The 19,607-nt window shown below is 42.9% G+C and carries 16 protein-coding genes and 1 pseudogene; 11 read left to right on the plus strand and 6 right to left on the minus strand.

What is annotated here, in order from left to right; genetic code table 11:
* Window positions 1–328: 328 nt before the first annotated feature.
* Window positions 329–496: pseudogene (locus tag G3T18_RS25825) on the minus strand (DUF3854 domain-containing protein); the annotation flags it as partial.
* A 76-nt stretch (window positions 497–572) separates the two neighbouring features.
* On the opposite strand from G3T18_RS25825, the gene G3T18_RS00360 reads away from it, so the two are divergent.
* Entirely contained in the window at window positions 573–1,802 is a 1,230-nt protein-coding gene (locus G3T18_RS00360) for a serine/threonine protein kinase (protein WP_263480219.1), read from the plus strand.
* Window positions 1,803–1,831: 29 nt separating this feature from the next.
* Here the strand turns inward: G3T18_RS00360 and G3T18_RS00365 are convergent, their stop codons facing one another.
* On the minus strand, window positions 1,832–2,794 hold the full coding sequence (locus tag G3T18_RS00365) for a pentapeptide repeat-containing protein (protein ID WP_224408524.1): 963 nt from the start codon (window positions 2,792–2,794) through the stop codon (window positions 1,832–1,834).
* Window positions 2,795–3,233: 439 nt separating this feature from the next.
* Between G3T18_RS00365 and ilvD the strand changes: the two genes are divergently transcribed.
* A complete protein-coding gene (gene ilvD, locus G3T18_RS00370; protein ID WP_224408525.1) occupies window positions 3,234–4,919 on the plus strand; it encodes a dihydroxy-acid dehydratase in 1,686 nt (561 codons plus the stop codon).
* Between the two features lie 228 nt (window positions 4,920–5,147).
* Here ilvD and G3T18_RS00375 read toward each other — a convergent pair whose 3' ends face one another.
* Together G3T18_RS00375 and G3T18_RS00380 are read right to left on the minus strand one after the other, a co-directional pair.
* Window positions 5,148–6,365, minus strand: coding sequence for an ABC transporter permease (locus G3T18_RS00375; RefSeq protein WP_224408526.1), 1,218 nt, complete (start codon window positions 6,363–6,365; stop codon window positions 5,148–5,150).
* Window positions 6,366–6,664: 299 nt separating this feature from the next.
* Entirely contained in the window at window positions 6,665–8,104 is a 1,440-nt protein-coding gene (locus tag G3T18_RS00380) for an efflux RND transporter periplasmic adaptor subunit (RefSeq protein ID WP_224408527.1), read from the minus strand.
* 286 nt (window positions 8,105–8,390) lie between these two features.
* Here G3T18_RS00380 and G3T18_RS00385 point away from each other — a divergent pair, with 286 nt between their 5' ends.
* Complete coding sequence (locus tag G3T18_RS00385) at window positions 8,391–9,269, plus strand: tetratricopeptide repeat protein (RefSeq protein WP_224408528.1); 879 nt, start codon at window positions 8,391–8,393, stop codon at window positions 9,267–9,269.
* Between the two features lie 51 nt (window positions 9,270–9,320).
* Here G3T18_RS00385 and G3T18_RS00390 read toward each other — a convergent pair whose 3' ends face one another.
* Window positions 9,321–9,716, minus strand: a complete 396-nt coding sequence (locus G3T18_RS00390) for a response regulator (RefSeq protein WP_224408529.1) — start codon at window positions 9,714–9,716, stop codon at window positions 9,321–9,323.
* Between the two features lie 241 nt (window positions 9,717–9,957).
* Between G3T18_RS00390 and G3T18_RS00395 the strand changes: the two genes are divergently transcribed.
* From G3T18_RS00395 to G3T18_RS00410, 4 genes are all read left to right on the plus strand, one after another.
* The gene (locus tag G3T18_RS00395) at window positions 9,958–12,453 is read left to right on the plus strand and encodes a DNA gyrase/topoisomerase IV subunit A (RefSeq protein ID WP_224408530.1); all 2,496 of its coding nucleotides are present in this window, start codon (window positions 9,958–9,960) and stop codon (window positions 12,451–12,453) included.
* Window positions 12,454–12,640: 187 nt separating this feature from the next.
* Complete coding sequence (locus tag G3T18_RS00400) at window positions 12,641–14,347, plus strand: ABC-F family ATP-binding cassette domain-containing protein (protein ID WP_224408531.1); 1,707 nt, start codon at window positions 12,641–12,643, stop codon at window positions 14,345–14,347.
* 127 nt (window positions 14,348–14,474) lie between these two features.
* Complete coding sequence (locus G3T18_RS00405; RefSeq protein WP_224408532.1) at window positions 14,475–14,822, plus strand: papain fold toxin domain-containing protein; 348 nt, start codon at window positions 14,475–14,477, stop codon at window positions 14,820–14,822.
* A gap of 17 nt (window positions 14,823–14,839) precedes the next feature.
* The gene (locus G3T18_RS00410; RefSeq protein ID WP_224408533.1) at window positions 14,840–15,229 is read left to right on the plus strand and encodes a hypothetical protein; all 390 of its coding nucleotides are present in this window, start codon (window positions 14,840–14,842) and stop codon (window positions 15,227–15,229) included.
* 17 nt (window positions 15,230–15,246) lie between these two features.
* Here the strand turns inward: G3T18_RS00410 and G3T18_RS00415 are convergent, their stop codons facing one another.
* Window positions 15,247–16,230: an aldo/keto reductase gene (locus G3T18_RS00415; protein ID WP_224408534.1), complete on the minus strand. Its 984-nt coding sequence runs from the start codon at window positions 16,228–16,230 to the stop codon at window positions 15,247–15,249.
* Between the two features lie 552 nt (window positions 16,231–16,782).
* On the opposite strand from G3T18_RS00415, the gene G3T18_RS00420 reads away from it, so the two are divergent.
* The 4 genes from G3T18_RS00420 to G3T18_RS00435 all read left to right on the plus strand — a co-directional run bounded on the left by G3T18_RS00420 (window position 16,783) and on the right by G3T18_RS00435 (window position 19,607).
* Window positions 16,783–17,175 (plus strand): hypothetical protein, encoded by a 393-nt coding sequence (locus G3T18_RS00420; RefSeq protein ID WP_224408535.1) that lies wholly within the window; start codon window positions 16,783–16,785, stop codon window positions 17,173–17,175.
* A 166-nt stretch (window positions 17,176–17,341) separates the two neighbouring features.
* Window positions 17,342–18,280 (plus strand): ABC transporter ATP-binding protein, encoded by a 939-nt coding sequence (locus tag G3T18_RS00425; protein ID WP_224408536.1) that lies wholly within the window; start codon window positions 17,342–17,344, stop codon window positions 18,278–18,280.
* Between the two features lie 4 nt (window positions 18,281–18,284).
* Entirely contained in the window at window positions 18,285–19,064 is a 780-nt protein-coding gene (locus tag G3T18_RS00430) for an ABC transporter permease (protein WP_224408537.1), read from the plus strand.
* 258 nt (window positions 19,065–19,322) lie between these two features.
* Window positions 19,323–19,607 (plus strand): DUF1971 domain-containing protein, encoded by a 285-nt coding sequence (locus G3T18_RS00435; RefSeq protein ID WP_224408538.1) that lies wholly within the window; start codon window positions 19,323–19,325, stop codon window positions 19,605–19,607.

Below are 19,607 nucleotides of genomic sequence, written 5' to 3' on the forward strand. Positions count from 1 at the left end.
GTAAGAGTTGCTGTGACGAAGTGCCAGCAAAGGCTAAAAAGTTCCGACTTAATATTGTGATTTGGAACCATCGCCAATTTTAGGTGAGTTTGGGGGTCTTTAGTGGAACAGTTGAACTTGATACGTCAAACAAGTTCGGACTCTGGTATAAATCAGAACTGTATGATCTTGCCTTAGCGGTTAAGGAAAGCCTTAAGAACAGAAGTGACCAAGGTGGTTAAGATCTCCACCAATTTCATCTAAACTCAATTTTTCTAAATATAGAGAAATAATGCGATCGCGTTTTTAACGTTTAATTAGACCCACCTACTTATTGCTTCCCAGGATTTCAAGCTGAGTGCGTCATTGTGTCCCTTGAGCAACGATTAAGTCGTCTACGCTGTTCGTTACTCCAGCGAGTTACGTTGACAGGACAGCCTTTGGCTTGAAGAAGTTTTCCGGTGTTTTTGATGGCAGTGTTAAAATTTGTTACAGTTTTGGCTTTGGTGTCTTGGTCGAAGGCGAAGTAGCCTCTTCCCTGTCTCCAATTCCTGTCGTTATAGTTAGATTATTAATCTCAATCTCCTCGTGTTATGAAGCTTTGCCTTAACCCAAGCTGCCCTAATCCTAGAGATATTGTGAATGCTGACCAAGAAATCTGTCAGCATTGTGGTAATTCTTTGTTGCTTCGAGGACGTTATAGCGTTAGCGATGTTTTAGGGGAAAGCGGTTTCGGGAAAACCTATCAAGTATACGATCGCCGCTTGGAGACAGCTAAGGTGATGAAAGTGCTAACGATTAATCATCCTAAGTCCGTGGCGCTTTTTCAACAAGAAGCTCAAACCTTAATGCAGCTACGTCATCCTGGTTTACCCACAGTGGAAAAAGATGGTTTTTTTACCATATCTTTCCCTAATAGTCAAGAAAAAAGTTATTGTTTAGTAATGGAATATTTAGCAGGGATTAATTTAGAAAAATGGGATCAACAGCAACTAATAAAACCAATTAACGAAGCCACAGTAATTAATTGGTTAAAGCAATTAGTAGAAATACTAGAAAAAGTTCATCAACAACTATTTTTTCACAGAAATATTAAACCTTCTAACATTATTTTGCAAGCAGACGGTCAGTTAGGATTAATTGATTTTGGGAGCACGAAAGAAGTAGCGATCGCGCATTTAGCTGGAGTATGTGGTACGAGTAAAGGTTATGGGATAGTCTCACCGGGTTATACTCCAGGAGAGCAAGCGATCGGCAAAGCAGTACCCCAATCAGATTTTTTTGCTCTAGGGCGAACATTTGTATATTTATTAACAGGGAAAGAGCCTTCAGATTTAGTAGAAGATCCCCGTACAGGAGCGTTACTTTGGCAACATCGAGTCACAGGAATATCTCAGCAAACGATTAATTTAATTGATTATTTAATGGCTCCTGAGAGTAAAGATCGTCCCCATAACGCAGAAATTATTTTACAGCAATTGCGCCGAATTGAGCGTAGTTTTCAACCATTAGATTTTGGCGATTGGCGCGGTAGCACCCAGTTTATTCCTAGCGAACCTCGAATTAAAAATTTTACACCTAAGTATCGCCAGCTAGAAAAGAAAACTAAGCTTCAAAAAGCCCAATTGCTCCAACGACTGCTAGCGATCGCCTTTTTTGTCTCCTTATTTATTGCTGGCGAAAGAATTTATCAAGAAACAATTGTCCCTTTAACCAAAGACAAAAACGTCAGTAGCAGAAAAACGCTCGGCTATAGCTTCAAAACCAGTGGCGATGGAGCTAGATCCAGGGTGCCGCAAACAGCTTACCGCAAACTAAAGTAGCCATCGCCAAATCTCAATCAGATCGATGACTAATAAACAAAGCCATCAGGCATAATCGCCCCATTTAACTCCGCATTACGCAAATTAGTTTCATCAAGATTAACATCAATCAGAACTGCTTTTGCCAGAATTGCTCCAGTTAAATTAGACCAACTGAGTTTTGCTCGCGTTAGTTTAGCCGAACTCAGATCCGCTCCTCGTAAGGTAGTCCAAGTAATACTAGCAGCTCTAAGATTAGCTCTATTCAAGATAATTCCCGTGAGATTCGCGCCACTCAAGTTTGCCCAACTAAAATCAGTATCGCTAGCATTAGCGCGAGAAGCATTAACTCCATTTAAAACAGCATTAGAAAAGTTTGCTCCCTGTAAGTGAGCTTCTGTCAAAATCGCATTAGTTAAATTAGCTCCTTGTAAATCGGCATCCTTGAGAAAGCAATTCATTAACTTTGCCCGACTTAAGCAAACACGATTTAATTTTGCCCTACTCAAATCGGCTTCTCGTAAATCAGCATCATTTAAAAGAGCATAACTTAGATTCGCTCCACTCAGATTTGCGCCACTTAAATTTGAAGCTCTGAGACTAGCATCAGTCAGATTCGCCCCACTCAGACTTGCACCACTTAGATTAGTATCGATCAAATTTGCCTCAGTGAGATTAGCTTTTGATAAGCTAGCTCCAGAAAGTTTAGTTTCCCGGAGATTAACGCGAATCATAATCGCCTGAGTAAAATTTGCTCCCTTGAGATTACTTTCTCGTAAATTTGCTCCAATCAGAGATGCTCCGAGAAAGTTAGTATCGCTCAAATTGCTTTCTCGCAAGTCAACTCCATTCAGAGATGCCTCGGTAAGATAAGCACCACTCAAATCGCTACCTCGGAAATCAGCGCCACTAACATCTACCTTGCTTAAAAAGGCTCCTCGCAGTTGCGCCCCCCGAAAGTCTCTTTCTCCGGCGGCGTATCTCTCTAATAGTTCACCGGATTGCATAGTCATTAGCCCCTCTCTCATGTTTGATTTTCTCGCAATACAACTTGATTCTTGGTGAAGCTGAATTACCTCAGCCTTTCGATAATTTTTGTAGTTGCACCCCAATAAGTTGCCCTGGCGATCGCTACAGTCGAGCCAGCTAGACTTGGCAACGATTGTAAATTTAATAGTTAGACCCAACCAGTTAAGATTGTCTTGTGGTAATCTTTTTATGCTAAAGGTATCCATTCCCATCAACAACTTTTTACTAACTGAAGCAATCTAAATCCTCATTAATTTTGGCTTCTGTTAACCACAATCGTCCCAAATAGCAGTGGGGATGCTATTTTGGGAAAGCTTAAATTTTTCAAATGTCCCCAGATTCTGCGATTGTTCTCATCGGTAGATTTCCGGCGATCGAACAAGACGAGCAGTAGATATACGCCTGCAAGAGGAGAATAAATCAATGCCAAACAACTCAAGAAGCGCTGCCGTAACTCAAGGAGTTCGGCGATTGCCTAGCCGTGCTATGCTCAGAGCGGTTGGTTTTAACGATTCGGATTTTCAGAAACCAATTGTTGGTATTGCTAATGGCTATAGCACTATTACTCCCTGTAATATCGGTTTAAATGACCTTGCTCTGCGAGCAGAGAAAGGTTTGAAGTCGGCGGGTGGAATGCCGTTGCTATTTGGCACGATTACCATTAGCGATGGCATTTCAATGGGTACTGAGGGAATGAAGTATTCCCTTGTATCCCGGGAAGTGATTGCTGATTCAATTGAAACTGTTTGCCAAGGGCAAAGTATGGATGGTGTTTTGGCGATCGGCGGTTGTGACAAAAATATGCCTGGTGCCGCGATCGCGATTGCCAGAATGAATATTCCCGCTATCTTTGTCTATGGTGGCACAATTAAGCCGGGACATTACAATGGTCAAGATTTGACTGTGGTTAGTGCTTTTGAGGCGGTTGGACAGTACAGTGCTGGTAAAATCGCGGATGAGGAATTACTGGAGATCGAGCGTAATGCTTGTCCTGGTGCGGGTTCCTGTGGGGGAATGTATACGGCGAATACGATGTCTTCGGCTTTGGAAGTTATGGGGTTGAGTTTGCCTTATTCTTCGACGATGGCGACAGAAGATGCGGAAAAGGCAGAAAGTGCGGAAAAAAGTGCTTTTGTCTTGATGGAGGCAATTAAGAAGCAAATTCTTCCCAGTCAGCTTTTGACTCGCAAGGCTTTTGAAAATGCGATTTCGGTAATTATGGCGATTGGAGGATCGACAAATGCGGTGCTACATTTGTTGGCGATCGCTCATACCATCGGGGTCGATTTGAAGATTGATGATTTTGAGGTGATTCGCGATCGCGTTCCGGTTTTGTGCGACCTTAAGCCGAGTGGGAAATATGTGGCTACGGATTTACACAAGGCGGGTGGTATCCCCCAAGTGATGAAAATGTTACTGGTACACGATTTGTTACACGGTGATGCTTTGACAATTACTGGTCAAACTGTAGCTGAAGTTTTGGCTGATGTACCTGATGAACCTCCCTCAAATCAAGATGTCATTCATCCTTGGCAAAATCCGATTTATGCTCAAGGTCATTTGGCAATCTTGAAGGGTAATTTAGCGACAGAAGGGGCGGTAGCGAAGATTAGTGGGGTGAAAAAGCCGACAATTTCTGGTTCTGCTCGGGTTTTTGAGTCGGAAGAAGATTGTTTAGATGCTATTCTGGCGGGTAAAATTCAAGCTGGCGATGTAATTGTCGTTCGTTATGAAGGACCTAAAGGTGGTCCGGGAATGCGCGAAATGCTCGCTCCTACTTCGGCGATTATTGGTGCTGGGTTAGGAGATCGGGTTGGTTTGATTACCGATGGACGCTTTTCTGGCGGGAGTTACGGTTTGGTTGTAGGTCATGTTGCACCAGAAGCTGCTGTCGGTGGCACGATCGCCTTGGTCAAAGAAGGAGATAAAATTACGATTGATGCTCAAACGCGATCGCTACATTTGCACGTTTCTGATGAAGAATTAGCACAACGTCGCGCTAATTGGCAACCCCCTCAGCCTCGTTATACCAGTGGTGTCTTAGCTAAATATGCCAAATTGGTTTCCAGCAGTAGTTTTGGGGCTGTTACCGACATGGGCTTGATTTAATCAAGAGTGAACTACAAAAGTCTCTTTGGCTTTTGTAGTTTTTAGAAATGAATGGACTTTGATAGTTATTGGCGATCGCTTTTGTCTCATTTTACTAGGGGCAGCGAAGGCGATCGCTACTCAGTAAAAATGGAAGTATTCATAAAAATGTTCTTCCTGACTCAAGAGATCGAGCTGTTTCTCAAGATAGTGGGCAAACTAAAAATAATTGTTGTCTTCGATCCGGAATTAAGAACTTCTCAAAGCAACAATGGGATCGAGTTTAGCAGCTTGTCGCGCGGGAAAAACGCCGAAAAACAAACCAATTCCCCCAGAAACTCCTACAGCAACCAAAATCGCGATCGCGTCAATTCCGGCTTTCAAGGGTGTGACAGCCCCAACCAATAAAATTCCACTCACACCAGCCAAAGTACCAAAAAGACCACCCATAGCCGAGAGAATCGTCGCCTCAATGAGAAATTGAGTCAAAATATCTCTTTCCTTTGCACCAATCGCCTTACGCAGTCCAATTTCCTGAGTACGTTCAGTCACAGAAACCAACATAATATTCATCACACCGATTCCGCCAACCAACAAAGAGATACCAGCGATCGCTGCTAGCATAACTGTCAATCCGCCTGTTACTGTACCGACAATATTTAAAATATCTTGTTGAGTTTGTACCCCAAAATCATCCTCACCAGTAATTTTATGACGTAACCGCAGTAAATTTTCAATTTGAAACTTAGCTGCGCGAATATCATCTTCACTAGTTGCCGAAATAGCAATAAAAGTTACTTCCGTACCGTAAGGAGAAGTATTTCCCACCACTTGATTCGACATCGTTGTCAGAGGAATATAAGCTGTATCATCTTGATTAGTACCCAAAAAAGAACCTTTCGCTGCCATCACCCCAACAACTTCAAAACTAATATTTTTAATTCTTACTTGTTCGCCAATCGGATTGCGAGAACCAAAAAAAGTCTCAGCCAATTCCGCCCCCAAAACCACCACACGATTATTTCGTTTCAAATCTAGATCCCGAATAAACCTACCTTTAGCAACATCAAAACTTCTCACCGGAAGAAACTCCGGCGTTACTCCCATAACTAAATTGCTCGAATTTTGGTTGCGATAAGTAACCAACTGTTGAGAATTAATCTGAGGTGCAACCTCCGTCACTGAAGGAACCTGAGTCGCGATCGCCTCTGCATCAGCTAACACCAAAGTCTTAGGTATTTCAAAAGAAGTATTGCGCGTTTCTCGCGAACCAGGAACCACAAATAACACATTCGGACCAAGAGACTCAAACTGTTCTGAAGCTAACTTTTGCGCCCCTTGTCCGATTCCCACCATCGCAATAACCGAAGCATTACCAATCACAATTCCCAACATAGTCAAACTACTTCGTAGCTTATTAGCCACCAAAGTAGTAGTTGCCATTTTCAAATTATCAATAATATTCATTTCAGGTACTTAATAATCCAACCATTCGATCCAAAAAAGCTAATTACTTAGCGTACTTCTTTGCGACTTTGCGCCTACTCTAACGAGAACGGCTAACGCCGAATGCGCGAGATAAAAATAACTTTAAACTAATCTCCAACCCCTAACTTCAGTTAACTAGACTCAAATAAATCAATAAACGCAAATCCACCCTTAATTAGCATTCTTCTTTGCGACTTTGCGCCTACTCGAAGCGAGTTCTCCTCCGGAGTATGCGTGAAATTTCCAGTAAATTATACTTAAGAATTACTTAGCTTAAACTAATCTCCAACCCCTAACTTCGGTTGACTAGACTCAGGTAAATCAATAAACACAAGTTCACCTGCTTGCAAACCAGACAAAATTTGCGTTTGATTTTCCAAAGTTAATCCTATTGTTACCGGACGAAATTCGGCAAGTCGATCTTCATCAGGAACCATCACCCCAGTTTCACCTTCTCGAGTAACGATCGCCACTGTCGGTACAACCAAAGTATCCTTAAGTGTATTCCCCAAAAAAGTCACATCGACATTCATTCCCGAACGTAACCGATCTTGACCTGTTTGCAAACTAACTCGTACCTCAAAAGAAGTCACATTTTGCTCAACTACAGCTTCTGGGGCAATTAATTCCACTTCTCCTTGAAATACCTCTTCCGGATAAGCATCAGCGATAATTTCCACAGGTTGTCCTGGCTTTAATTGTCCCACATCCACTTCCGGAACATTCGCCAGCACTTCTAATCCTTCCGCGATCGCTAAAATTGAACTCGAAGTTGCACTTGCAGTATTAGATGCAGAAGTCGTCGGCGTGACAAATGCGCCTTCTGTCGCATATTTTTGGGTAATAATTCCCGCAAAGGGCGCAGTAATTACCGTATCTTCCAACCTTACTTCTGCTGCTACCACTTGGGCTTCGGTTGCGGCTACTGCGGCTTGTAAGCGTTCAATTTCTTCTGGACGCGCCCCCTCTCGTAACTGTGCTAAAGCTGCCTCTGCTTCGGCTACAGAAGCTTGTAGCTGGGCAATTTCAGGGTTATTGGTATTCCGAGTTTGTTCCAGTCGTCGCTGTGCTTCTAATAAATTTGCTTGCGCGCTGCGAACTTCATTTTCCACCTCATCAAAGCGATCTTGGGCGATCGCTCCTTGAGCCACTAATTCCTGGTTGCGATCGAGACGTTTTTGTGCTAAGTCGTACCTTGCTCTAGCTGCATCAACTTGAGCTTCAGCTTGCTGGATTTGTTCGGGAATGCGCGATCGCGCCTCCTGTAAACGAGCTTCTGCTTGCCCTAAACGAGCTTGAGCTTGGGCAATTTCTTCTTGACGAGATCCTGCTCGTGCTTCAGCTAATCTCGCCTTAGCTTCTTCGAGATTGGCTTTTACTTGTAAATACTGTGCTTGCAGTTCAGCATTTTCCATTTCTGCCAATCTTTGTCCTTCTTCGACGATCTCGCCCTGATCGACGTATAATTTTGCCAAGATACCCGCATTTTTGGGGCTGATATTTACGCTCTTAACTGGGACAACTGTGCCATTGGCTTCGATTTTGACGGTTAAATCTTGCTCAGTAACAGATACTGTCAATTGTTCGAGATCCAGTTTATTTGCTTCTCTACCAGAGAGAAAATAAGTGCCACTACCAACCAGTAAAATGCTAGCTGCCATCAACCCCAGAAACCAACGGAGGGGGCTTTTAACTTTACCAAGCAGAGGAAGTTGCATAATTGGGGATTAGGGATTAGGGATTGGGGATTGGGGAGACAAGGAAGAGGGGGGAGACAAGGGAGAGGGGGAGGATAGACTGATAACAGTTTACTGCTATTTCCCAATCCCCAATCACCAGTCACCAGTCCCCAATCACCAATCTTGACATCAGTACATACTTACTGTATTATAACAAAATTTGTGAAGCTAACTTGCACAAACTCATCCTTTCGCGAACAAGGTAAACGATAAGCTAATGTATCAATATGGATTTCTCATTGAACAGTTATTTTGAGGCGGCATCGTGCCTAAACGTAATTTCTTATTATCGGTTTTGGCTTTTGTAGGATTGTGGAGTGCAGCCGTGCCTGCATCAGCACAAGCACTACTACCTTATAGCCTACAACTAAACTCAGAACAACTCGAACAAAATGGCTTAGCTCTAGCCCAAGATGCGATTCAACTGGTAAGATTCCAGCAATATCAGCAAGCATTACCGAGAGCCAAACTAGCAGCCCAGCTAGCACCAGATGCTTATCAAACCTGGTTTATCTTAGGTAGCCTGTACGTGCAGCTAGAAGAGTTAGATAAAGGGATCGAAACCCTAGAAAAAGCTCGTACTCTAGCACCAGACGAAGCCGGAATTTTGTTTACCTTGGGTTCAGCATATTTTCAAAAAGAAGATTATGCTGGCGCTATTCGCGAAATAGAAAGAGGCTTAAAGCTACAGCCAGAGTCAAAAGAAGCCTTATTTGACTTAGGCAATGCTTACATGATGTTAAAGCAATTCGACAAAGCCGTAGTTGCCTATGAAAAATCGCTCGCCGAAGACAAAGACTTTTGGCCTGCGATCAACAATATCGGCTTAGTCAAATACGAACAAGGGGATCTCGAAGCAGCGCTAGAAAAATGGCAACAAGCGATCGCCATTGACAACCAAGCAGCCGAACCCCAACTTGCGGTAGCTGTAGCTTTATTTGCTAATGGTGAAAGAGAAAAGGCAGTAGCCCTAGGAGAAACAGCTTTAGCGATCGATAGTCGCTACGCTGACTTAGAATTTCTCGAAGAAAATCTCTGGGGCGAAACACTTCTCTCCGATACGGCAAAATTCCTTGCCACACCGCAAATGCAAGCGATTCTAGCTCGTCTTGGGGAACTCGAAGAAATCGAGATCGCCCCTTAATCAAAGCGAAACTGCCTGTAGCTGGCTGCCCAAGCAACCAAAGTAGCAAAATTACTTAGGCAGTAATTCGCGAATTTGCTCGACAAACTGCTGATGGTCAACAACAGGTTTAGAAATGTAACCATCAGCACCGCTTTGCTTAAGAAAGCTTTCGCGATCGCCTTCCATCGCGTGTGCGGTGACAAGGATAACTGGTAAAGAAGAAGTTTTTGGGTCAGATTTCAAAATTTGCGTAATCTTAATCCCATCTACCGATTTGCCCTGGTAAACACTGTGAGCAAGAGACACATCCATCAAAATGATGTCAGCTTCTCCAGCTTGAGCAATTTGCATTACCTCTTCTACATCTTCTGTATGCTTTACCTCCAATCCACCGCGTTTAGTCAAAATCTTAGAAAAAACGCGAGCATTGATCGGATCGTCTTCTACAATCAAAACGGTCGCCATAGGTGTTAATCAAGAAAGTAATCTGAGATTGGGGCGAACTTGATACTAAGAAACACTTGCTCTTTTGTAAAGAAGCTCAAAGAAAAAGCTTCTCTGGTTCGTCGCCTAGAGATATAGTCAGCAAAAGCGAATGAAAAATCGCCTTGAAATACTGACTTTGGTTTTTAACCATTAAACCAAAACCCGATCGTTAATTAAATCTTCACTTTTTGCTCTAGAAATTGTAGGTGAGAAAAAACTCATGGCAAAACAGCTAAATCTCCTGGGGTCGGGACAAATTATCCCCACGGCGTTACACGCGGAGATGCAACGGTCATATCTGGAATATGCCATGAGTGTGATCGTTGGGCGAGCTTTGCCCGATGTCCGCGATGGTTTGAAACCAGTTCATCGACGTATTTTGTACGCGATGCACGAACTGGGCTTAACTCCCGACCGACCTTTCCGTAAGTGCGCTCGCGTGGTGGGGGATGTTTTGGGTAAATATCACCCTCACGGCGATCGGGCAGTTTATGATGCCTTGGTACGGATGGTGCAGGATTTTTCCAGTCGCTATCCATTGTTACAGGGTCACGGTAATTTTGGGTCGGTGGACAACGATCCTCCTGCGGCAATGCGTTATACGGAAACGCGTTTGGGGGAAATTGCTAATGAAGCAATGTTGACTTCGATTGGCGAAGCAACAGTTGATTTTACTAGCAATTTTGATAACTCTCAGCAAGAACCGGTGGTTCTGCCTGCCCAGTTACCTATTTTATTGCTCAATGGCTGTGCTGGGATTGCTGTCGGGATGGCAACTAATATTCCGCCTCATAATTTGACTGAGGTGGTAGATGGCATAATTGCTTTGATCGATAAGCCAGATTTGCCGGATGAGAAGTTATGGGAGTTGATTCCCGGACCTGATTTTCCTACGGGTGGGGAAATTGTCGATACTGCGGGAATTAAAGATACTTATGCGACTGGACGAGGTATTATTCCTGTTCGAGGGGTGGTGAAAACTGAGCGCTTAGTTATTCCTGGTAGACGTAGGAAGGAACGAACTGCGCTGGTGGTGACTGAGTTGCCGTTTCAGGTGAATAAAGCAGCTTGGATTGAAAAAGTTGCGGATTTAGTGAATCAAGGGCGACTGGAAGGAATTGCGGATATTCGCGACGAAAGCGATCGCTCGGGGATGCGGGTGGTGGTCGAACTAAAACGGGATGCGACGGCGAAAAAGGTTCTCCGTCAACTTTACAAGCAAACGCCTCTACAATCTAATTTTGGGGCGATTATGTTGGCGCTGGTGGATAATGAACCGCTTCAGTTACCGCTACGGAAGATTTTGCAGGAGTTTATCGATTTTCGCGAGGAAACTCTCACTCGACAATATAACCACGAACTCGAACTTAACCAACGTCGGTTACATTTGGTAGCAGGTTTATTAGCGGCGCTGAAGAAGATCGATCGCGCGATCGATCTTCTGCGTCAAGCTGCTGATGGTAGTACGGCTAAAATCGCTTTAATTGAAGAGTTAGCCATTAGCGAGGCTCAAGCTGATGCGATTTTAGCGATGCCTTTGCGCCGTTTGACGGGTTTAGAACGGCAAAAGTTACAGTCGGAGTACGAAGAGTTAGAAACGAGAATTGGCGAATTGGAGTTGTTACTCGGATCTCGCCACGAATTGATGAAGGCGCTGAAAAAAGAGTTGCGATCGCTCAAGCGTAAATATGGGGACGATCGTCGTACTCGCATCCTCAGCCCTGCGGAAGTGAAAAAATCAGCGCTGACTTCTGCTACTTCTAAGGCTACTAGGAAAACTAAGGAAACAACTGCCACCGTTGCTACCGTTTCTGAATCTACTCCGACAATACCCGATAATGCGGCGATCGAAGTTACTGAGAAAGGTAATATTTATTGGCAACAGCCAGAAATATCCGCGAAAAAAAGTGATGATTTGGTCGTGTATAGCGAACCGGTAGCTAAAAACGCCCAATTAATTGCGATCGCGGATACGGGAAAAGCTTATCCGGTAGATATTAACGAGATTCCCCCGGCTTCCCAAACCACGCCAACTTCTTTACTAAGTTTATTACCAGCAAGCGCTCAAAGAGACGCTAATCGAGTTGTCGCGCAGTTTTTCCGTCCTTATAACGCCAAACCCCTCGACCTGATTTTACTCAGCGAGAAGGGGCGAATTAAACGCATTCCCGCCTCAGAATTAGAAAACTTAACCAATCGCGGCTTGATGCTGATTAAATTCAAAGATGGCGATCGCCTCCAGCAGATTGATTTTGTTAAAGAAGGAATGGAAATGGCGATCGCTACTTCTGGAGGTCGGATTTTACGCTTTGTAGTTAATGACGAACAGCTACCAGTTATGGGGCGTAATGCGTTAGGAAATCTTGCTGTCAGACTGCGTTTTCATGAAAAAATAGTTGGCTGTTACGTTGTTAATTCAGACAATAACTTACTCCTAATTTCTCAACAAGGTTACATTAAAGGTTTGAGGGTTAGTAAAATTAGGTTAGGAAGTCTCGGCGATATCGGCACAAACGCCCTTCAATTTGCCAAAAAAGATACTTTAGCTGCCATGGTATTAGATCGACCAAATACTCAAATAATCGCCCTTACTAACACTCAAAGAAAAATACCCATTGTTACTGAGTCTGTTTCATTTTGGGGTAAAGACGGTATCGGCGATCGGCTTCCGAAATTGAAAGCAAATGAAACTGTCGAATCTGTTATTTGTTTGTAGCTACTAACCGAGAGTTGGCTCGAGCGGAAACTCTCGGTTTTGGGTATTCCCGAATCTGGGATAGTTGATTATTCTTAATTGTCAAAGCTTTTCACCGACGGAACAAGAACCAAGGATAAGCTACAATCGATCGAGAAGCTGTTACAAAAGTTAATCCCTCAAGCTGCGATCTATCTTGGAGACTCGAATGCTGCGACTGGAACATATTACTAAAATTTATTCGACGGGCGAAGTGCTGAAAGACATCAACTGGGAGGTAAAACCGGGAGAAAGAGTGGGTTTGGTTGGTGTGAATGGCGCAGGTAAGTCTACTCAGTTGAAGATTATCACAGGAGAGGTGGAACCGACGACTGGTGAGGTAATTCGTCCTGCATCAATGCACATTGCTTATCTGACGCAAGAGTTTGAAGTTGAACCCAGTCGCACTGTCAGGGAAGAGTTTTGGACGGTTTTCCGCGAAGCTAATCAAGTCCAGGAAGGTATTGCAAAGACGACTCGCGAGATGGAAACGGCGTCAGGAGAGGAACTTGACCAATTAATCAAGAAGTTGGATAAGCTACAACGTAAGTTTGAGGCTCTCGACGGATATGGTTTAGAAGCCCAAATTGAGAAAATTTTACCAGAAATGGGGTTTGCTCCCGAAGACGGCGATCGCCTGGTATCTTCTTTCAGTGGTGGCTGGCAAATGCGGATGAGTTTAGGTAAAATTCTCCTCCAAAATCCGGATGTTTTGTTACTTGACGAGCCGACTAACCACCTGGATTTAGAAACAATCGAATGGCTGGAAAATTACCTGAAAAATTTAAACACGCCAATGGTAATTGTTTCTCACGATCGCGAGTTTCTCGACCGTCTTTGCACAAAAATTGTCGAAACTGAGCGCGGTGTTTCTACAACCTATTTAGGTAATTATAGCTCATATTTAACTCAAAAAGCTGAAAATCTTGCTGCTACCGAAAGTGCTTACGAACAGCAACAAAAAGAAATTGCCAAACAGCAAGTATTTATCGAACGATTTCGCGCTAGTGCGACGCGCAGCACCCAAGCGAAAAGCCGCGAGAAACAATTAGAAAAAATTGAGAAAATTGAAGCGCCGACTGCAAATTTAAGAACGTTACGCTTTCGTTTTCCCGACTGTCCTCGTAGCGGACGCGAAGTAGGTTTAATTAAAGATTTGAGTCATACTTATAACGACCAAATTCTCTTTTTAGGCGCAAATTTAGAAATCGAACGAGGCGATAAAATTGCCTTCCTCGGTCCTAATGGTTGCGGGAAATCAACCTTACTGCGAATGTTGATGGCAATGGAACAACCAGAAGATGGAATTGTTCGCCTTGGTCAACATAATATCATTCCCGGTTATTTCGAGCAAAATCAAGCGGAAGCTCTCGATTTAAATAAGACAGTTATGGATACTATTCATGACGAAGTACCCGACTGGAAAAACGAAGAAGTTCGCAATTTGTTAGGACAATTTTTGTTTAGTGGTGACACAGTATTTAAGAAAGTCGAAGCTTTAAGTGGTGGCGAAAAAGCCCGCGTTGCTTTAGCGAAAATGTTGCTACGTCCAGCGAATTTGCTAATTTTAGATGAGCCGACAAACCACTTAGATATTCCCGCGAAGGAGATGTTAGAAGAGGCGTTACATAATTACGATGGTACAGTAATTATTGTCTCTCACGATCGCTACTTTATTTCTAAGGTGGCTAATAAAATTGTCGAAATTCGTAACGGTGAATTGATTAGTTATTTGGGAGATTATCACTATTATTTAGATAAATTGGCAGAGGAAAAAGAAGCGGAACGTCGTCGCATAGAAGCGGAGAAAAAAGCTGCGAAGAAAGCCGCCAAGGAAGCGAAGAAAAAGAATAAGAAAAAAGTCGGCGCAAAGTGATTTCAGTTGTAGAGACGTTGCGTGCAACGTCTCTATCAGCTAAAAAAGATATTAGTGACTCTAAAGTTAAATTCAGCTAGAAAAAATTAAAATAAATTGATAAAAAATAACTTGCATAAAATCAAGTGTGAGTAATTTAAGTGATGAAGAAATATACGCTGAAATTGGCACAATTACAAGTCAATTTCAGCTACTTGAATGTGATGAGTGTGCTTTAGCTGTGATAAATTGGTTAACAGCTAACGGTATTGAAGGGAAAGTTTTGCGGCTGAGAACGAGATATCCAGATGAAGATTATATTGTTAGCGATCGCGTAGACGTGGCTGAATCGATTACTATTAATGGTAGGCATTATGGGGTAGAAGTGAGAGGGAAAGTATTTGATAATCTTTCAAATGAGGGAATGAGACGCGAAGACTGGCTAAATGATTTTCACTGTCCAAGTGAAGAGTTTATTCTTGAGGAGTTAGAATAGTTACAATTTGAGGTAATATGGACGACGGATTATTCGATATTTTAGCAAAAATAAAAGCAAGACCAGGAATGTATATTGGTCAGCCTTCAGTTAGTAACTTATTTATGTTTTTAGCAGGATACAAAACTGCGAGACGAGAGTTGAAAATTGAACCAACCACAGCAGAAAAGGAATTTTATAGGGAGTTTCAGAATTTTTTACAACGAAGGCTGAAGGTACAAACGGTAAATTCTTGGGCGAAAATGATTATGCTTTATTCTGTTGATGAAGAGGAGGGTTTTGCATATTTTTTTAAGTTGTTAGAGGAGTTTAAACAGCGAGATAAAAGTTTAGATGGAGACTGGTTGGAAGAAATAGCGAAGAATGAGAATAAGCAAATTAAACAAACTGCGATTAAACGTAAATAAAAATCAAGGTATGATAATTAAGTCCAACTGCGAAAGAAGGTGTTATCTTCCCAAGCGTTGGCTGTCAGTTGTTCGATCGCTACTATCTCACGATTTGTCAAAATTTGAAATTCTTGGGCAGCCTTGACATTTGACTCAAGTTGTGCTGGTGTTTCGGCAGCAATAACGGCGCTGTGGACTCCGGGCTGAGATAAAGTATAACCGAGGGCTTGGTGCATTCCGTTGAGTACGCCCGGTTTGAAGATGCGTCCGTAGGCTGGTACTTTCATGGCAATTATACCAACATTTAGTTCTTGGGCGACGGGAAGGACGACGGGAATGAAAGGACGAGGGTGATGTTTATCGGCGGCGTTGACGGGAATGAGGGCAGTGTCGAAGGGATAGCGGCGTAGTCCTGCGGCAATTATATCTGGTTCGTGGTGTCCGGTGATACCCACGAAACGGACGATTTTTTGGGCTTTGGCTTCTGCGAGGGCTTTGGTTGCGCCATTGGGGGCGGTAATTTCGTCTAATTCTTCGCTGAAGGAAACGTGGTGCAGTTGCCACAAATCGAGGTAATCTGTATTTAGGCGTTTTAGCGATCGCTCTAATTCTCGCCACGCATCGTCACGCGATCGCTTGGCTGTTTTGGAGGCTAGAAAGATTTCTTGGCGATAGTTGGGTAAAATTTTACCAAGATATTCCTCCGAAGGACCGTAACTCGCGGCAGTATCAAAATAGCGGATACCTAATTCTAAAGCCCGTTGTGCGATCGCGATCGCCTCTTTTTCCCGACCATCCCAAGACAAAGGCGTTTGTCCTGCACCACCTAAGCCTAAAATTGGAACAGAAACTCCTGTTTTTCCGAACACTCGTTTGGGCATAGTGACGGTAGGAAGAGAAACTGTAGTTGACGATATTGGTTGCTGGGTAGAGTTAAGAGTTTTTGTCAAAGCTACTCCTCCAATAACTCCACCAGCAACACTAACCGAAGTGGTGATAAATTTGCGTCTGCTGGTCATAATTGACTACTCCCCTCCCTCCGCGTTGCTAAAGGGAGGGGATTCACAAGTAGTTCTCTTTCCTCTTGCAGGCACAGTCAAGTTGCCTCTAGACGCTCAATATGTTGACATATAGCCGCATATATTGCGCTTACTTTTTTGAGTTTTATGCTTTCAAACATCCATCACTCAGCTAGTTTAGTACGCTCCTCGCTCTGAAGAAAGCTGGCAGTGGTTTAGTCATACTGCCGTTAGAGCCAATCTAACCGTTGTTTCTTACTTACCGGGTTTTCGACCTACTAGAGCGAAGAATCACGTAGATTTTCGTTTTACTCGCTATCAACTATTGTACTAACTTTCTAGTTTCTTTTCAATCAAAGTCGCCGTAGAACAGCGAGGCTTTAAACCCATTTTTTTTGGTAAATCCGCGATCGCAACTTTTGCCTGAATTGTAGCAAATGTATCTTTTGGTTGAAGTAACCTTTCTTACCAAAAGCGTAGGATATTGTCTTGAGAAAAAGGTATCGCGCCAGAAATCTCACTTTTAACCAAAAAAAGCGATCGGAGGCATATATGCAACAAATTCTTCCCAACTTTGGACAAAAATTAGCCAAACGTCTGTTATTTCTCGCTTTAACCTGTTTACTCAGCTTGGGAGGTATCTTCCTCACTACCAGTCAACCTAGCTACGCGCAAATTCAGCCCCCACCTCCTCCAGCTAACCCACAAACAACCCCCTTGACTCCAGAAGATAAAATCGATCGCGCTTATACTTTCCGCGAAGGGACTGGGATACAGGAAGAGATGCGACAAAAATCCTATGAGGAGGAAGTTGAAGCAGGTACAGGTACTAAAGCTGTAGAGAAATTATACGAAGAAAACCTCAAGGAATACAAAGAAAGTAATCCTGGTGAAGGTTTGGTGGAAAAAACCAAAGACGCGATCGAAAATATTACAGGTAAGTAAACTTACTGAGGTGGGTTAAGCCCACCTTCCGCTTCTCAATTATATCTGGTTACTCGCTCGCTCGCTGCCTTTCACTTCTTGAGGAAAAAAATTGCTTAGTTGTTGCATTTGAATTATCAATGTAGTATAAAATATATTAGATTAACAATCGACTAGAAAACTAACAATGGTTTCCTTAAGGAACGAACCAGAAACGGCGGCGCTAACTGCCTACGATCTCTGGAAAGAATACAATCAGCGTGCCGTAGTCCAAGGAGTCAGCTTTAACCTCGATCGGGGAGAAGTTCTCGGTTTACTAGGCGCAAACGGTGCCGGAAAAACAACCACAGTGGGAATGTTATATGGTGCAGTAATTCCTACTCGCGGTTTTGTCAAATTGGGTAACTATGATGTCAAAAACCAAGGTAGAAAAGCTCGAATGCGGATGGGAATTGTCACCCAAGAAGACAATCTCGATCCTGATTTTACGGTAATCGAAAATCTAATTTATTTTGCTCAATTTTACCGCATTACTGGCAAAAAAGCAAGAGCGAGGGCAGGAGAATTATTAGCAAGAGTTGGCTTAGAAAATTACGCCCAACATCGCATCGACGAACTTTCCGGAGGGTTAAAAAGACGCTTAGTATTAGCGAGGGCATTAATCAATCATCCCCAGGTAGTATTTTTAGACGAACCAACCACCGGATTAGACCCAGATGCGCGGCAAGATTTTTGGCGGTTAGTAATAGAATTAAAAGAGAAGGGGGCTGGCATATTGCTGACGACACACTACATGGACGAAGCGCAGCGTTTATGCGATCGCCTAATTTTAATCCAACAAGGAAAAGTAATTGATGAAGGAACTCCCAAGGAATTAATCGCCCGGACAGCAGGTTTAGAAGTTGTAGAGATTGCCGGCATAAAAGAGGAAATTTTGCAACAGTTAACAAACAAATTTAGCACTTGGTATCGTCCTTTTGGCAGTAGTTATTTAATTGGTTTACCAATAGATAACCCAGAGAAAATGTGGGAAAATTTAAGTAATACTAAACCCATTTTACTCAGTCGTCGTCAAGCCAACTTAGAAGACGTATTCTTACGACTAACTGGAAAAATTTTGGATTAAGAAAATGAAAGAAAATCCGCTAACAATTTGGGGCGTATATTCAGTGTGGCTGCGTCACGCCAGAGTTTATCGGAAAACCTGGTTAGTAAATAGTTTACCCCCGCTTTCCGAACCAATAATTTATCTCATAGCTTTTGGTTATGGTTTAACTCCCTTAATCGGAGAAATAACTTATCAAGGTGAAACAGTTAGCTATTTAGAATTTATTGCACCAGGAATGATTGCCATTGGCGTATTATTTCAATCATTTGTTGAAGGGTCTTATGGTAGTTTTATTCGTTTAACCTTTCAAAAAACCTGGCAAGCTTTATTAACTGCACCGTTAACCTTTAGCGAAGTATTTGTTGGCGATTGGTTATGGGCGACAACCAAAGGATTATTTGCCGGAACCTTAACCGGAATAGTAGCATCAATTTGGGGACTTTACTCCGGTTGGAATTTATTGGTATCCTTACCAATAATGCTTTTAGGAAGTTTACTATTTAGCGCGATCGGATTACTAACCGCAGGAACAGTACGAACCGTCGATCAATTAAACGTACCCATATTTTTGTTGATCATCCCGATGTTTACTCTCTGTGGTACTTACTTCCCTCGCGACACCTTACCTTCCTGGTTAGAAGCACTAGCAAATATTTTACCCTTAGCCTGGTTAGTCGATTTGCTACGCTGGCATCTAGGACTATCGCCGTGGTGGTTTTTGTCCTTAATTGGGTTAGTCGCATTGGCAGGAATATCTGCAATTTTAGCTTGGCGACGAATCTATCCCCAACTATTCCGTTAAGATGATTTTTTCGCTACCTTAGTAAACAGTACCATTACCAATCAACTACTAAGTATGGCTAACTTGGAAGAAAAGAAACAAAGCATCTTGGCTCGCGTCAGGAGAACTAAACAGAAAGATCCTAGTAGTACCAGTTTGGCAGGACAGAAAAGACAAATCATGGCGTGTGTGAAGAGAAGCCGTGGTTAATAACAGCTTAAATGAAATTAAGGGCGATCGCTACGTCGCCCTTTTGTCGATCTGGAGACTTTTGTACTAATGAAAACACTTCCTAAAGACGCAATTTGTTATCGGAAAACACCCGTATTTACCCAAGATCAAATCCCCGAAGGCTTTTTGACTCGACATTCGACGAAAAAAGGTATCTGGGGAAAAATTAACGTCGTTTCAGGATCTCTGCGTTATCGCATTAACGCAGATATACTTGAAGAACATACCCTTACACCCACTAAGTTTGGCATAGTCGAACCAGAAGTTCCGCATCAAGTACAACCCCTTGGTGAGGTTGAATTTTACGTGGAATTTTACCGCTTACCGAAATAG

It is taken from the genome of Oscillatoria salina IIICB1 (assembly GCF_020144665.1).
Lineage (GTDB): Bacteria > Cyanobacteriota > Cyanobacteriia > Cyanobacteriales > SIO1D9 > IIICB1.